Genomic DNA, 13,776 nt, shown 5'->3' with positions numbered 1-13,776 from the left:
GATACGGGCGGCGTTTTGCTTGGGAAAGGAGCATTCATTGCATTGGCACCACACGGCCAGAAAAAGGCCGGAAAACCATGTTTGATACGCCACGGCAACGGCACTCGATTGACTGCCAGAGATCAACCGTTCTCGTTCTGTATCTGCTGGTACCACTGTCCAATCGCGGCTCCCGCCTGGGCCAGCACCGCATCGCCCTGGGCAAAGTTCTGTTGCCCACCGGTCAGATAGGCAGAGATGATCAGCCCTTCCGACTTTGCATTGGGCCAGGCGATCAAGGTATCCCCGAAGGTGCTGTGCGCCCCGGAACCGGTTTTGCCCCCGGCCTTCCAGTCTGCGGGCAGGCCAGCGCGCACGCGCTTGTCACCCGTCCGGCTGTCGATCAGCCACTGCTGCAGCATGGCGCGGCCATAGCCTTTGAGCACATCGCCCAGCAGCAAGGCCTGCCATGTGCGGTTGATGGCCTGCGGCGTGGTGGTATCGCGTTCGTCACCGGGCTCGGCGGTGTTCAGGCTGGGCTCGGTGCGGTCCAGGCGCGTAGTCTTGTCGCCCACCTCCCTGCGCAGCCATGCGGTCAGCGCGGCAGGGCCACCAGTAGCGCCCAGAATCAGATTCGCGGCGGTGTTGTCGCTCAGCACGACTACGGCTTCACACAATTCCAGCACCGTCATGCCACCCGGCTGGCCCGCATACTTTTCGGTCACCGGCGAGTAGGTCACCAAATCGGTCTGCGCGATGGCCACCTGCCGCCCCAGATCCACTTGTCCGTCCTGCGCCAGATGCAGCACATGGGCCGCCAGCAGGGTTTTGCACGTGGAGCACATCGGAAAACGCTCGCGCTCGCGCCAGCCAGCCTCGCCGCCCGTGACGGCGTCGTACACATAGACGCCCATGCGCCCGCCGCTTTGTTTTTCAATACCGGCCAATGCGCTTGCCAGGGCCTTGTCCGCCTTGGGATGGGCGGCCACCCTGTGGGCGCAACCGGCCAACCCCAGGCCCGTTGCTGCTGTAAAACCAGCGGCCAGGCCGCTTGCTACCAATTGACGTCGCTGCATATCGATCTGCTTATTTGTTGTGGTGAGAGGGTGCAGAGCACACCTGCTCCAGCATAACGCAGGCTGGCGGCTGTTCGCGTCAGTGCGCATCCACCTTTGTGCATTCCGTGCGCCTGCGTTGGCTATATTTTCAATAGCTTTATCCACATACCCATCAATATCAATCGACGTTTTTCAGGCAGCTCTTTCGAAAAGCCTCCGCGAATGGCTGCCATTCAGCGTTCAGACCTTTTCGATCTTCAGCGCTACCTCATCAAGCAACGCTGCAATCCTGTCCACCTGGGCGGCAGACAGTGCCGTTTCCCCGTCACCCGCCATCTTCAGCCGCAGGGCCATCTTGAAGTTCTCGATAGCGCGCACCAGTTGCGGGGGGCGCTGGCGGGCATCGCGGTCCTTGCCCCGGGCCAAGCGTGCCAGCAGCAATTGCAGCGCATCCGCCTGTTCGGCCAGAGCCTGCTCACCTTCCGGGGTAATGGTGTAGCGCTTGCGCCCGCCTGCGGATTCGCTCGCTGTGGCGTGGCCCATGTCCACCAGATAGCTCAGCGTGGGGTAGATGGTGCCGGGGCTCGGCTGGTAATCGCCGCCGACCAACTCGCCCACTGCGCGGATCACGTCATAGCCATGGCTCGCTTGCTGGCCGATCAGGTGCAGCGCCAGCAGCTTGAGGCCCCCGGCTTCGAACATGCGCTCGCGCTTGTGCGCCAGGTGGCGCTCGGCGTCGGGCCCGTGACCGCGCGGGCCATGGTGGTGGCCTCGGCCCGGCCCGCCCTCATCGCCATGCCGCCCACGCGGGCTGCACAGATGGTGATTGTGGTGAAAGTGATAGTGTGGATGTGGCATGGAAGAATTTCCTTTTTAAGATGCATCTAAGATATATCTTAATAAGAAAGATTTCAAGAGGCGATTTGTAAAGATGGCTACCGCATGCCCAGAAATGAAGGGGGACCGCAGATCGGTTCATGCGCTGCAGAGGGTCAGTTTCGGCCATCTCTCCAAAAACTGCTTGGACCAGACACGGTGCATGAATGCCTCATAAGGCACCCTGCGCGGGTTGTGGCGGAGTCTCATCTCGAACAGATCGCTCAAGCCGAAGGGGGCGACGATATGCAGCCTGTCATCTCTGTCCAGGTAAACGCCCACACAGGTCGCCGTCTCCGGCCATGTGGCAAGACCATCCACCAAAGAGGTCAATGGTGCGACCTCCTGCCCGAAAACCGTGGGATACCAGGTATGCACCTGCGCCTGGTTGACCACCTCCCACGTGAAGCCCGGGAACAAGGCGCTCAGTTGCTGCCCAAGCTGGGCGTCAAGGCCATGTGGGGCGAGCGCGTCAAAAAAGGCGACGTCGGCGTCAGGCACGCTTGAAGGCTCGCGGTATCCATGCAGGTGGTCCCACACCATTGCCCTGATGATGCCCGCACCAAGGCACCAGGAATGCAATCCCAGGGAGCGTATTGCCCTCAATGCGGCCATCAGCGTTTCGGAAGACTGCACCAAAGTGCACAAGCGCTGCTCATGACCAATTTCCGGCGTGGGAGCCGTTGGCGGGCTTGCCTGTTCGTGCTGAGACTGCATGGCAGGGTCAATCCTTCGTCGGCAGCCTGTCCCCAGCCCGCACATCCACCACCACCCGCTCCGGTGCTGCCAATGCATCCTCATGCTGGCATGGCCATTTGTGCTGGCCGTCTATGCTGGTGAGCGTGTGGCCGTCCTGGATAACGTCGCCGTGCTGGATCAGGTACACGCCAGTGTTGAACAGAAACCGGGAGACCTCGGCCGGCTCCAGCGTCTGAAAGTGCAGTTGCAAATCCGGCACGCCAAAGGCTGCACCGCCCAGCGTGTCCATCAACATCTCGCCAGGGCGGTTGCTGATGTTGAAGAAACGCACATTGAGCACGCCGTAGTAGAGGAAGCCATCCGCATGGGCCTGCAGGTAGCGCTGCGGATCGAGCAGGCAGCCCGCATTGGTCTGGCTGATGGCGGTGATGCCGCCGTTACCGATCAGCACATGCATGACGGCCTGCAGAATCTCCAGGCGCTCCTCCGTACCCAGCCCCCGGCCCATGAACTCGCTCACCAGCACGCAGTGCTGGCATTGGGCAAGCGCCGCTTCCTTCTCGGGCCAATCCCAGGTCTGCTCCAGTGCGCTGGCGTACTCGGCAGCATCCGGTGGCTGATCGGCACGGATGATGGCGATCTCGCTGGGCACGCCCTTTTTGTCGCTGTAATCAACGGTGTAGTCGCGCAGCGCCAGCAGGATGGTGTCGCCGTCCGACACCAGCTCGACCTCCCCCAGGCGCTCGGCCAGCGCGGCGCGCAGGGTCTCGCCATCCAGCTGCGGGGGCTGGGCGTAAAGTGCTTCAAACGCCCACATATCGGGGGCCATGCGAGGGCTGGAATCGGTGGGAGCCATGAGCGTGCGCAGCAGTGAAAGAAGCGTGCATCTTGCCATGGAGGCGCTGCAGCGGCGTTACCTGCGCTTTACCCGCTGGTTCTATGATGGTGCAACGCAAACGGAGCAGCCAGCATGGACGGCAATGATCTGGAGTATGTGGGTTTCTGGGCGCGCGTAGGCGCGGCGCTGATTGACACGGTGGTGTTGATGCTGATCATCACCCCGGCGCTGGTGGCGGTGTATGGGTGGGAGTACTTCTTTGCCGACGGATGGGTGAGGGGCCCGGCCGATGTGCTGATCAGCTGGGTGCTGCCGGCAGTCGCCTGCATCTGGCTGTGGCACAAGCTGCGGGCCACGCCGGGCAAGATGCTGATCGGCGCCGAAATAGTGGACGCAGATACCGGCGAGGCAATGACGGTAGGCCAGTCGGTGCTCCGCTACCTGGGCTACTTTGTATCCACCATCCCTCTGGGGCTGGGGTTGATCTGGGTGGCGTTCGACCCACGCAAGCAGGGCTGGCATGACAAGATGGCCAATACCGTCGTGGTGCGCAAAAAGGGCGGGCGTACGCAGGCGGTGGCATTCAAAGGCACGGACAAGCCTTGAAATGATGCGTGTCGCGCAGCTGCAGCCCGCTTATGCTCCTATCGTGATAGCAATTTACCCCGCCTTCGGCGTCCAGCGCAACGTCAGCGCCGCAACCACCGGCGGCAACACGAAACACCACATGCCCAGGGCAACGTAGGCCAGGGCCGCCAGCGCGCAACCCACGGCAAAGCTGGCGATGGCGGGGAGCATCTTGCGCAGGCGACCAGTGGCCGCATTGCGCCCCTCACCTTGCAGGCCCTTGAACAGATCCGCCAGATCGATCATGACCTGGGTGGTGTTGCCTGTCATCAAGGTTGAAGGTGGCAATTGGGCCAGATGCATGCGCTGCATGGCATTTTGCACAGCCATCGCGCACACCATCAGCATGCCTGCGGTAAATGCGGGCAGCGCGTCGCTGTCGGCAAAAGGGCCAAAAGCCAGCATCAGCGCTGCCGCCAGCGCCAGCAGCAGCACCTGGGCCGCAATCAGGCGGCGCATGGGCGCCTTTTGCCGCGCCGCCAATGCGTTGCTGGCCAGACGTGTCAGCACCACCGCTGCGCAGAAGACAGGCAGCGCCAGGAGCTTGGAGACCGCACCTGCGCTGCCGTGGATCAGCGCCGCGCCGAGTGTGACGAAGTTGCCTGTCACATGCGCCGCAAACAGGCCATTGAGCGCCAGAAACCCCGCCGTATCCACATAACCGGCATTGAAGCCCAGCAGATGGCTCAAGGGGGCTGGAGTGGTAGCGGCTTCTGGCATCGGCATTCCTAACGAAGGTGGAGTTCAAGGCTGCGGGCCATCTTGCCGGGCCAGGTATCTCTCGATCCGTGAATCCGGCAGGAACCAGAGCGCAGCCATCGCTGTGAAAATGGAAAACGCTGCCATGGTGCTGTAAAAGCTGACGACGATGGCCAGAGCGTACACCGGAAGGGATATCTTGCCCTTGAGGTCCTTTCCAAGGGTGTCGGCAAGCACGGAATCCTTGCCTTCCGAGAGGATGATGACACGCTCCAGCACCCAGTACGAGAGCGCGCACATGAACAGCACCGCAGCGTAGAGCGCCGTGGGCAGCGCCAGCAGCCCCGACTTCCCGGCCCAGGTGGTGGTGATCGGAATCATGGTGAGCCAGAAAAGCAGGTTCAGGTTGGCCCACATGATGCGGCCATTGATGCCACGCACCACCAGGAAAAGGTGGTGGTGGTTGTTCCAGTAGATGCCGACGTAGATGAAGCTGAGCACATAGCCAAAGAAGTTGTGCGCTTCCTTCCACAAGCCGCCCCAGGTGAATTCGGCGGGCAGCTGGATCTGGTAGAGCATCAGCGTCAGGCTCACCGAGATGACGCCGTCGCTGAAGGATTCAAGCCGGCCTTTGTTCATGGCACTGCTCCCGTCCGTCAGATGGGCTGCTGGCGAAAGGCCAGGCTGGCCAGGTACAGCACGGTCAGCATGAAGGGCAGCACGCTCCAGAAACCCAGGTGGTGGTACAGCACCGCGCCCAGAAAAGCGCCCAGCACAAAGCCCCCCACGATGCTGCCGCTCCTGAGCAAAGCCTGGCCCTGCGCACGGCCGGGCTGGCGCACATAGTTGGACAGGTCGATGCCGAACTGCGTGGTATTGCCCGTCATCATGGTGCTCGGGCTGATGTGCTTGATCAGGGTCTTGCTGGCCGTGTTGCGTATGGCCAGTGCCATCAGGCCCAGGCCTCCGGTCAGCGCCAGCGCCACGGCATCAGGGCTGCTAAATGGCTCCAACTGCAGGCCGGCAGCCATGAAACCGATGAGAAGCACCGCCTCTGCCACAAACAGCCAGCCCAGGGTTCGGTGAGGCCGAGGGGACTGGCTGCAGCGGTCTATCCACATCTTGGTGAGCATGACCGTGGCAATGAACAGCGGGATCGCTCCCAGCTTGATCCACAGGCCTGCCCCGCCCTTGACGAATGCCGCCCCGGCCAGCACCAGATTGCCGGTCACATGGGCGGTGAAAAAGCCCAGCAGCGCGATGAAGCCGATCGTATCGATGGCGCCGCCCACAATCGTGAGCAGCACAGGCGCGCGGCATTGCACCCAAAGACCCGGCGCCGGCGCCATAACAGACGGTGCGCTGTCGGTCGTCTTCATGCGGCCTCCTTCTCTCGCAGATCCAGCCAAGCCACCAGCAGAAAACCGCCCACCAGGCCCAGATGCTCAAAAAACGAATTGGCGGCCATGAATCGCTCCTGACCCGGGGGCAGCTCCCAGAACCGGAGCGCCAGCAAGGTGGCCAGCAGCGTGAAACCGCCCAAGGCCAACGCGCCCAGCCAGCGCAGCCGCCCGATGAGAATCAACGCCGAAGCACCCAGCTCCAGCGCTATCACGAGCACCGCGAATACGGGCGCGGGTGCCAACCCGAAATGCGCCATCTCCGCCATGGCGGCGGGAAAATCGCTGAGCTTGACCAGCCCGCCCTGCAGATACGCCGCGCACAGACCCAGCCACGCCACCCAACGCAGCGCGGTGCTGGCAAAGACCGGCCGCGCCAAGGCTGCCAGGCGGCCTTCAAGGCGCAGGCGTGCCATCCCGCCCCCTCTTAAGCCATCCAGCATGAGCACCCCAGCGCGCCAAAGAAGCTCTTGGGATCGGACGACGGCACGCTGGAGGCCCAGGCATCGGCATGGCTGTGGCCATGCAGACCACAATGGGTGCCGCAACCGCAGGCAGCAGCCATATTGCGGTAGCGGGCCGGGTTCAGCGAATTTCTGCCAGCGCCCTCGGGCTCGCCCCAGGCACCATAGCCCTTGAAGGTGCGCGTGGGCGACCAATCCGGCATGGCCGGGGGCAGCGGGTTGTCGTCCAGCGCAGCAAAATCACTCTCGCCATAGACCACACGGCCTCCGACGACGGTCAGGTGCGAAGTGAGGAACGATATTTCGTCCTCCGGTACCTGGAAGAAGTCCTTGCTGGGCACGATGAAGTCTGCCAACTGGCCTGCCGAGATGCGGCCCCGTCTGCCTTCCTCGTTGCTGAACCAGGCAACGTTCTCGGTCCACATTCGCAAGGCCGTTTCACGGTCCAGCAGATTGCGCTGCGGGTACAGCTGCGTGCCGCCCAGCGTCTTGCCCGTGACCATCCACGACAGCGACACCCAGGGGTTGTACGATGCCACGCGCGTGGCGTCGGTACCAGCGGAGACCTTGACGCCCTTTTCCAGCATGCGCTTGACAGGTGGCGTGGCTTCGGCGGCGCGCGCGCCGTAGCGCTCGATGAAGTATTCGCCCTGGTAAGCCATGCGGTGCTGCACGGCAATGCCGCCACCGAGTGCGGCGATGCGGTCAATGGATCGGTCGGAGATGGTCTCGGCGTGGTCAAAGAACCAGTGGATACCGGTCAGCGGCGTGTCGCGGTTGACTTTTTCGAACACATCGAGCGCGCGGGTGATGGTTTCGTCATAGGTTGCATGCAGGCGCCAGGGCCAGCGGTTCTGCACCAGCACGCGCACCACTTCTTCGAGGTCATCCTCCATATTGGCGGGCATGTCGGGACGGGGCTGGCGAAAGTCTTCGAAATCGGCCGCCGAGTACACCAGCATTTCGCCCGCGCCGTTGTGGCGAAAATAATCGTCGCCCTGTTTGTACTTGACCGAGGAGGTCCATTTGAGGAAATCGGCCTTCTCTTCCTTGGGCTTTTGCGTGAAGAGGTTGTAGGCCAGCCGCACCGTGATCTGCCCCGCATCGGCCAGCTTCTGGATGACCTCGTAATCCTCCGGGTAGTTCTGAAAGCCGCCACCCGCGTCGATCACGCCAGTCACTCCCAGGCGGTTGAGCTCGCGCATGAAGTGGCGCGTGGAGTTGACCTGGTAATCGAGCGGCAGCTTGGGGCCCTTGGCCAGCGTGGCATAAAGAATGGTGGCGTTAGGCTTGGCCAGCAGCAAGCCGCTGGGGTTGCCTGCAGCGTCATGCACGATCTCGCCACCGGGCGGCGCCGGGGTGTCCTTGGTGTAGCCCACCGCACGCAGTGCAGCGCCGTTGAGCAGGGCGCGGTCGTACAGGTGCAGCAGAAACACCGGGGTGTCGGGGGCAATCGCATTGATCTCCTGCAATGTGGGCAGGCGCTTTTCAACAAACTGGTGCTCGGTAAAGCCCCCCACCACGCGCACCCACTGCGGCGCCGGGGTAATGGCCACCTGGCGCTTGAGCATTTCCAGTGCATCGGCCAGCGAGCGCACGCCATCCCAGCGCAGCTCCAGGTTGTAGTTCAGACCGCCGCGTACGACATGGGTGTGGTTGTCGAACAGGCCGGGCAGCACGCTCCTGCGCTTCAAGTCCACGCGCCGGGTGTTGTCGCCCGCCAGGGCCAGAATCTCCTGGTCATCGCCTACCGCGACAAAACGGCCCGCCTTGACCGCCACGGCGCTGGCCACTGGCTTGCTACGGTCCAGTGTGGTGATCCGGCCATTGAAGAAAATGGCATCGGGATGGGTGTCGGACATGGTGGAAGCTCCTTTTTGATCGGCAGCGCCGGCAGCGGCAGGACGACCCCATAAGCCGCCCAATGCCAGAGATGTTGCAGCGCTCAGAATGTTTCGGCGGGAAGTCATGCATCTACCTCTCTGAAGTATTCGAGCGGCGCAGCGCTCGGCAGGCCCGCAGCGGGCTCAGGCTTGCGGGTCACCGGGTTTGGTTTCTGCAGCCTGCCGCCCGGGCAACTGCCCCAGCACATGCTCGGTGGCCTGCGTCTGTTGGCAGGCCGCACCGAACGCCGTACCACGCAGCAGTTGCTTGCCTACAGGAATGGCCTGCTCACCCACCAGAATGCCCAGCAGCCCGACCAGGGCCACCAACGGGGGCGCTGGCGAGCGCACCTGGAGCAAACTGTAGACCACACCGACCAGGAGGCCGGCGCCCAGCGATAGTGCATAGAGCTTCATGGCGTCGTGCCTGTTCAAACGCGGATACGGTCAGGCCTTGGCCGGGTTGGGGCCGATGCGCTCGCCGTGCTGCACGCGCTCGGGCGCCTTGTGCACCATGGTGTAGGCATAGTCCACGCCCATGCCGTAGGCGCCCGAATGCTCACGCACGATGTCCATCACCGCATCATAGGTGCTGCGGCGTGCCCAGTCACGCTGCCATTCCAGCAGCACCTGCTGCCAGGTCACGGGCACCACACCGGCCTGCACCATGCGGTCCATGGCGTAGTTGTGCGCATCCAGCGATGTACCGCCCGAGGCATCGGCCACCATGTAGATTTCATAGTCGGTATCGTGCAGGCACGACAGGGCAAACGTGGTGTTGCACACTTCGGTCCACAGTCCCGAAACCACCACTTTCTTGCGACCCTGGGCAGCGCCCGCCGCCAGCGCATCGCGCACGTTCTGGTCATCCCACGAGTTCATCGAGGTGCGCTCCAGAATCTGGTGCTCGGGAAACACCCCCAGCAGCTCGGGATAGGTGTGGCCAGAGAAGCTCTCGGTCTCCACCGTCGTGATCGTGGCCGGAATGCCAAAGACCTTGGCTGCCTTGGCGAGGCCGACGACATTGTTCTTGAGCACCTGGCGGTCGATGGACTGCACGCCAAAGGCCATCTGGGGCTGCTGGTCGATGAAGATGATCTGGCTATTGGCCGGTGTCAGGACTTCGAGAAGGTTGGTTCTGGACATGGTGACCGCTTTCAAATGCTGGAGGACGGTGATTGGGAGGCAGGAACCGGAGAATCCGGATTCAGCGCAAGGGCAGTCTAGAAGCCAGACATGGTGTTGAGAAGCCAAGGAATGGAATTCCACCCTTTCCATTTTTGACATCCACAAACCCGGCTGGTACTGGCATATTGCAGGGGTGTTTCAATGTGCCGAGCGGCCGATGCCATGAACAAATTGCCAGATCTGGAAGCGTGGGCGATCTTTGCCAAGGTTGCGGAAACAGGGTCATTCGCCCGCACCGCAACAGAGTTGGCCTTGTCACAGGCCACGGTGTCCAAAGCCATCTCCCGCCTCGAAGGGCGGATCAAGACCAGCCTGTTTCACCGAACCTCACGGCGCATCACGCTGACCGACGCCGGAGCGGGCGCCCTGGAGCGGGCATCGCGCATCCTGCAGGAGGGAGAAGCCGTCGAAGCCGATATCACCGACCGTTCGGCGAGCCTGCGAGGGCAGTTGCGCATTGCAGCGCCGATGTCATTCGGCATCACGCGGCTGGCACCGGTCCTGCCCCGGTTCATGCAGATGTACCCCGATGTAGAGTTGCACCTTCAGTTTGCCGACGAACAGGAGGATCTGGTCCGCGACCGGTTCGATCTGGCATTGCGGATTGCCAATCTCGGCGACTCCAGCCTGATCGCGCGCCGGTTGTGCCAGGTGCCGATCCTGCTGGTGGGCGCTCCTGAATACTTCAAACGCCATGGCCATCCCAGCCACCCCAGCGAGCTGGCGCAGCACAAGGGCCTGCAATACAGCCTCGCGCACTATGGAAAAACCTGGCGCTTTCGCCACGCAGAGCATGGCGAATGCACCCAGGCGATCCCTTTTCAGTTGCAGGTGAACAATGCCGAGGCGCTGCAGCCCGCCTTGCTGGCAGGCATGGGCCTGGCCTTGCAGCCTTCTTTTCTGGTGTGGCAGGAGCTGATCGATGGCCGCTTGCAGACCACGCTGCCGGGCTGGGAGGCCGATGTGCTCTCGCTCAGCATCGTGACTCCGCCCGGCCGCACCCGACCGGCGCGGGTACAGGCTTTCATGGACTACGCTGCGCAGGAGTTCCGGAGCAAGCCCTGGGCACGGGTGGAAGAGGAATGCGCAGTTCTGGAGCCTCCATCGCAGTGACCGGTGATGCACCGCGCCAGCTCATTCAGCCTGCGCGGGCTGCTCCGGCCAGAGGCGCAGGCTGGCGGCGCCCCCAGTTCATCACCGCCGTGCCAGCCACCGCCAAGGCACCACCCACGAGCATGGATGCATCGACCTGCTCACCCAGCCACAGGGCCGAGCAGATGACACCGATCACCGGCACCAGGGTGATGTAGCCGGACGCGGCGCCCGCACCCAGCGCCTTGACACCATCAAAATACCAGGCATAGGCCAGGGCCGTGGAGCCCCAGGCAAGAAACAACAGGGCGCCCCATGCCGTGCCCCCCGCGTGCACGACGCCGGCCATGCCTTGCGGGCCTTCCACCACCAGGCTGGCCAGCAGCAGCATGATCGCCCCCATGGTGGAGGTGACTGCCGTGGTCGAGAGCGCATCCACCCCGGTCAGGATGGCCCGGCCAATCAGGGTATAGCTCACCCAGCACACCACGCAGCCCAGAATCATCAGCTCTCCCACGCCTACGCCGGAGCTGAGCAGTTGCAGCGGATTGCCGTGCGATATGACGAGCGCCGCGCCCATGGCGGCCACCAGCATGCCCAGGCCAATGGTGCGATTGAGCCGCTCCCGGAAGATCCACGCTGCCAGCAGCAAGGTGACCACCGGGTTGAGGGTAATCACCAGGGCGGCCTTGCTTGCCGGCAGGTGTTGCAGGCCACTCAGAAAGAATGCAGCGTAGCCAAACACCCCCGTCGCGGCTGCTGCAGCCATGCCCAGCCACCGCCGAGCCGACCAGGTCTTGAGCTGGCCCATCCCCCCTGCCATGTACATCCATGGCAGCAGCACCAAGGCCGCGAGCACAAAGCGCAGGCCCGATGCGGCCAGCGGCGGCATGTGCTGCGCCACCATGCGCCCGGCGGGCCATGACGCCCCCCACAGCAAAGCCATGCCAATCAACCGCAGGTGCGAAGATGCCTGCGGGCCAAGAGTTTTCTGGAGGTTCATAGTTCGGTACACCGCGCACTTGCGCTCCTTGTCCATCCATATGCCGCAGAGAGGGCGATGGTTGCAAGCTGCATCGACTATAGCGACAAGCGCAGATGGCTGCGCAGGCCGCCCCACACGGGCAACTGCGCAACAGGGGCATGCGCGCGCCCGGCTGCCCGCTCCAAAAAATATTTCTGAAAACAGCATCCAGCGCCCACCAATAAAGCACTGTCAGCTATCAAATTATTGTCTTCATACCCCCCAAAACCGCCCCCGGCAATTGTCACGCGCATAACGCGGCACGCAAGCCCTTTCTCGTTATAGTGGCCGCTGCACTATTGCACCCCCTCTGGAGACAACCATGTTCAACCACATCATGCTGGGCGCCAGCGATCTGGAAAAGTCCCGCCAGTTCTACGACGCCTTTCTGGGCGTACTGGGCGTGCCGCCTGGCAATGCCAACAAGAACCGCTATTTCTGGCGCGGCAATGGCGGCACGTTTGGTGTCAGCACCCCCATCAACGGCCAACCAGCCACCTTTGGCAATGGCAGCACCACAGGTTTTGCCGCCACCAGCCCCGAGCAAGTGAATGCCGCGCACGCTGCCGGCCTTGCCAACGGAGGAGTGACCTGCGAAGACCCGCCCGGCTGGCGCGGCGAAGGGCCCGGCGCCCTGTATCTGGCCTATCTGCGCGATCCGGACGGCAACAAGCTGTGCCTGGCACATCGCAAACCCAAGGAGTGATTCGCCGGTCTTTCGACAGCCATCTTTCCAGACAGAACGGGCGGTAGCGCCCGTTTTTTGTTGCCAGGTAGCGCCTGTGGCAGCACAGACCGCCATGGTTTCGCAAGAAATACCGCAGTGCGCCGCCAGCATCGCCATCTGCGCCATACTGCCCGCTCAGCGCTGCGCCCGGCAGCGCTCAGCAGCAAAAGGACGAAGGGTGCAATCAGCGGACAAGGGATGGTTTGACGAGGCGTATTACCAGCGCTTTTACTTCGACAAGAAAACCAGTGTCGTCGATCCGGCCCATGCCGCGCGTCTGGGCGCCTTTGTCTGCAGTTACCTGCAATACGTGCGGGTGCCGGTACGCCGTGTGCTCGATGTGGGCTGCGGAATCGGCCTGTGGCGTGATGCGATTGCGGAGCACTTTCCCTCTGCCAGCTACCACGGTGTCGAATTGAGCGAATATCTGTGCCAGCGCTATGGTTGGGAGCGCGGCTCGGTCGTCGACTACCAACACGCCGGGGGCGAGCCGTTTGATCTGGTCATCTGCCAGGGTGTGCTGCCGTACCTGAGCCCCACCGATCTGAAGCTGGCGCTGGACAATCTGGCGCGCCTGTCCTGCGGCGCCCTGTATGTGGAAGCCGTGGCCCGCGAAGACTATGAACGCGACATCATCGACGACACGCTCACCGATCCGCGCCTGTTCCGCCACCGCGCCGCCTTGTACCGGCGCGGGCTGGCCCAGGGCTTTACCGAGCTTGGCGGCGGCGTATGGCTGAGCCGCCGCGCCGAGGTGCCGCTGTTCGCGCTGGAAGCGCTGGGCGACTGAGAAATCCGCCCGAAGCGGACCCGACTTGCCTGGTGCCCAGCTGGCCGACTGCCCAGCGATCCGGCGTGGCCAGGCCTCTTTGGCCGCACTAAGAACGTGTTTACGATCTCTATGCAGCCGCGTTGGAGTGCAATCGGGATGAACTCGAAGCGATGGGTCGCAGCTTGCACCGGGGTGCAAGCAAGGGCGAGCGCGCAGAAATCGCCCGATTTCACTCCACCCCGTAGGGACGGTGGCCCTGCGGGCGGTCTGCGTTGTTGCAAATCCTCACAATAGCGGGGCTATTGCTGCGGTATTGCGCCTAGCGTCCCCTCCCTAGCCGGGCGCCCCTCAAGCCCACTGTCGCGGCGCGAGGAGATCGTCAACACGTTCTAAAGCCGCTTGATTTCCTGGGCTGCAAAGGGCGACGACAATAGCGGCCGTGTCTTCTGC

At 63.0% G+C, this 13,776-nt stretch carries 16 protein-coding genes; 4 read left to right on the top strand and 12 right to left on the bottom strand.

The window, feature by feature from the left end:
• Positions 1-122 precede the first annotated feature (122 nt).
• The 4 genes from bla to ACH2DG_RS00065 all read right to left on the bottom strand — a co-directional run bounded on the left by bla (position 123) and on the right by ACH2DG_RS00065 (position 3,468).
• Positions 123-1,055, bottom strand: a complete 933-nt coding sequence (bla, locus tag ACH2DG_RS00080; protein WP_395023701.1) for a class A beta-lactamase — start codon at positions 1,053-1,055, stop codon at positions 123-125.
• Between the two features lie 222 nt (positions 1,056-1,277).
• Entirely contained in the window at positions 1,278-1,895 is a 618-nt protein-coding gene (locus tag ACH2DG_RS00075; protein ID WP_395023700.1) for a PadR family transcriptional regulator, read from the bottom strand.
• A gap of 117 nt (positions 1,896-2,012) precedes the next feature.
• Positions 2,013-2,630: a nucleotidyltransferase family protein gene (locus ACH2DG_RS00070; RefSeq protein WP_395023699.1), complete on the bottom strand. Its 618-nt coding sequence runs from the start codon at positions 2,628-2,630 to the stop codon at positions 2,013-2,015.
• Between the two features lie 7 nt (positions 2,631-2,637).
• A complete protein-coding gene (locus ACH2DG_RS00065) occupies positions 2,638-3,468 on the bottom strand; it encodes a DUF4261 domain-containing protein (RefSeq protein ID WP_395023698.1) in 831 nt (276 codons plus the stop codon).
• A 114-nt stretch (positions 3,469-3,582) separates the two neighbouring features.
• Here ACH2DG_RS00065 and ACH2DG_RS00060 point away from each other — a divergent pair, with 114 nt between their 5' ends.
• Positions 3,583-4,056 (top strand): RDD family protein, encoded by a 474-nt coding sequence (locus ACH2DG_RS00060; RefSeq protein WP_395023697.1) that lies wholly within the window; start codon positions 3,583-3,585, stop codon positions 4,054-4,056.
• Positions 4,057-4,110: 54 nt separating this feature from the next.
• Here ACH2DG_RS00060 and ACH2DG_RS00055 read toward each other — a convergent pair whose 3' ends face one another.
• The 7 genes from ACH2DG_RS00055 to ACH2DG_RS00025 all read right to left on the bottom strand — a co-directional run bounded on the left by ACH2DG_RS00055 (position 4,111) and on the right by ACH2DG_RS00025 (position 9,669).
• Positions 4,111-4,797, bottom strand: coding sequence for a YoaK family protein (locus ACH2DG_RS00055; RefSeq protein WP_395023696.1), 687 nt, complete (start codon positions 4,795-4,797; stop codon positions 4,111-4,113).
• A gap of 24 nt (positions 4,798-4,821) precedes the next feature.
• Positions 4,822-5,415: a TMEM175 family protein gene (locus ACH2DG_RS00050; protein ID WP_395023695.1), complete on the bottom strand. Its 594-nt coding sequence runs from the start codon at positions 5,413-5,415 to the stop codon at positions 4,822-4,824.
• A gap of 17 nt (positions 5,416-5,432) precedes the next feature.
• On the bottom strand, positions 5,433-6,155 hold the full coding sequence (locus ACH2DG_RS00045) for a YoaK family protein (RefSeq protein ID WP_395023694.1): 723 nt from the start codon (positions 6,153-6,155) through the stop codon (positions 5,433-5,435).
• The gene (locus tag ACH2DG_RS00040) at positions 6,152-6,592 is read right to left on the bottom strand and encodes a DoxX family protein (RefSeq protein ID WP_395023693.1); all 441 of its coding nucleotides are present in this window, start codon (positions 6,590-6,592) and stop codon (positions 6,152-6,154) included. Before ACH2DG_RS00040 ends, ACH2DG_RS00045 begins: the two co-directional genes overlap by 4 nt.
• Positions 6,593-6,603: 11 nt before the next feature.
• Positions 6,604-8,502, bottom strand: coding sequence for an amidohydrolase (locus ACH2DG_RS00035; protein ID WP_395023692.1), 1,899 nt, complete (start codon positions 8,500-8,502; stop codon positions 6,604-6,606).
• A 165-nt stretch (positions 8,503-8,667) separates the two neighbouring features.
• The gene (locus ACH2DG_RS00030) at positions 8,668-8,940 is read right to left on the bottom strand and encodes a XapX domain-containing protein (protein WP_395023691.1); all 273 of its coding nucleotides are present in this window, start codon (positions 8,938-8,940) and stop codon (positions 8,668-8,670) included.
• 30 nt (positions 8,941-8,970) lie between these two features.
• On the bottom strand, positions 8,971-9,669 hold the full coding sequence (locus tag ACH2DG_RS00025) for a hydrolase (protein ID WP_395023690.1): 699 nt from the start codon (positions 9,667-9,669) through the stop codon (positions 8,971-8,973).
• A gap of 204 nt (positions 9,670-9,873) precedes the next feature.
• Between ACH2DG_RS00025 and ACH2DG_RS00020 the strand changes: the two genes are divergently transcribed.
• Positions 9,874-10,824, top strand: a complete 951-nt coding sequence (locus tag ACH2DG_RS00020; protein ID WP_395023689.1) for a LysR substrate-binding domain-containing protein — start codon at positions 9,874-9,876, stop codon at positions 10,822-10,824.
• A 25-nt stretch (positions 10,825-10,849) separates the two neighbouring features.
• Here the strand turns inward: ACH2DG_RS00020 and ACH2DG_RS00015 are convergent, their stop codons facing one another.
• Complete coding sequence (locus tag ACH2DG_RS00015) at positions 10,850-11,806, bottom strand: DMT family transporter (protein ID WP_395023688.1); 957 nt, start codon at positions 11,804-11,806, stop codon at positions 10,850-10,852.
• 343 nt (positions 11,807-12,149) lie between these two features.
• Here ACH2DG_RS00015 and ACH2DG_RS00010 point away from each other — a divergent pair, with 343 nt between their 5' ends.
• Together ACH2DG_RS00010 and ACH2DG_RS00005 are read left to right on the top strand one after the other, a co-directional pair.
• A complete protein-coding gene (locus ACH2DG_RS00010) occupies positions 12,150-12,533 on the top strand; it encodes a VOC family protein (protein WP_184704513.1) in 384 nt (127 codons plus the stop codon).
• Between the two features lie 199 nt (positions 12,534-12,732).
• Positions 12,733-13,344, top strand: a complete 612-nt coding sequence (locus ACH2DG_RS00005; RefSeq protein WP_395023687.1) for a class I SAM-dependent methyltransferase — start codon at positions 12,733-12,735, stop codon at positions 13,342-13,344.
• The last annotated feature ends 432 nt before the right edge of the window (positions 13,345-13,776 follow it).

This window comes from Comamonas odontotermitis (assembly GCF_040396735.1).
GTDB lineage: Bacteria > Pseudomonadota > Gammaproteobacteria > Burkholderiales > Burkholderiaceae_C > Comamonas > Comamonas odontotermitis_C.
Note: the sequence above shows the minus strand (reverse complement) of the source record. Positions and strands in the feature narration are given on the sequence as shown.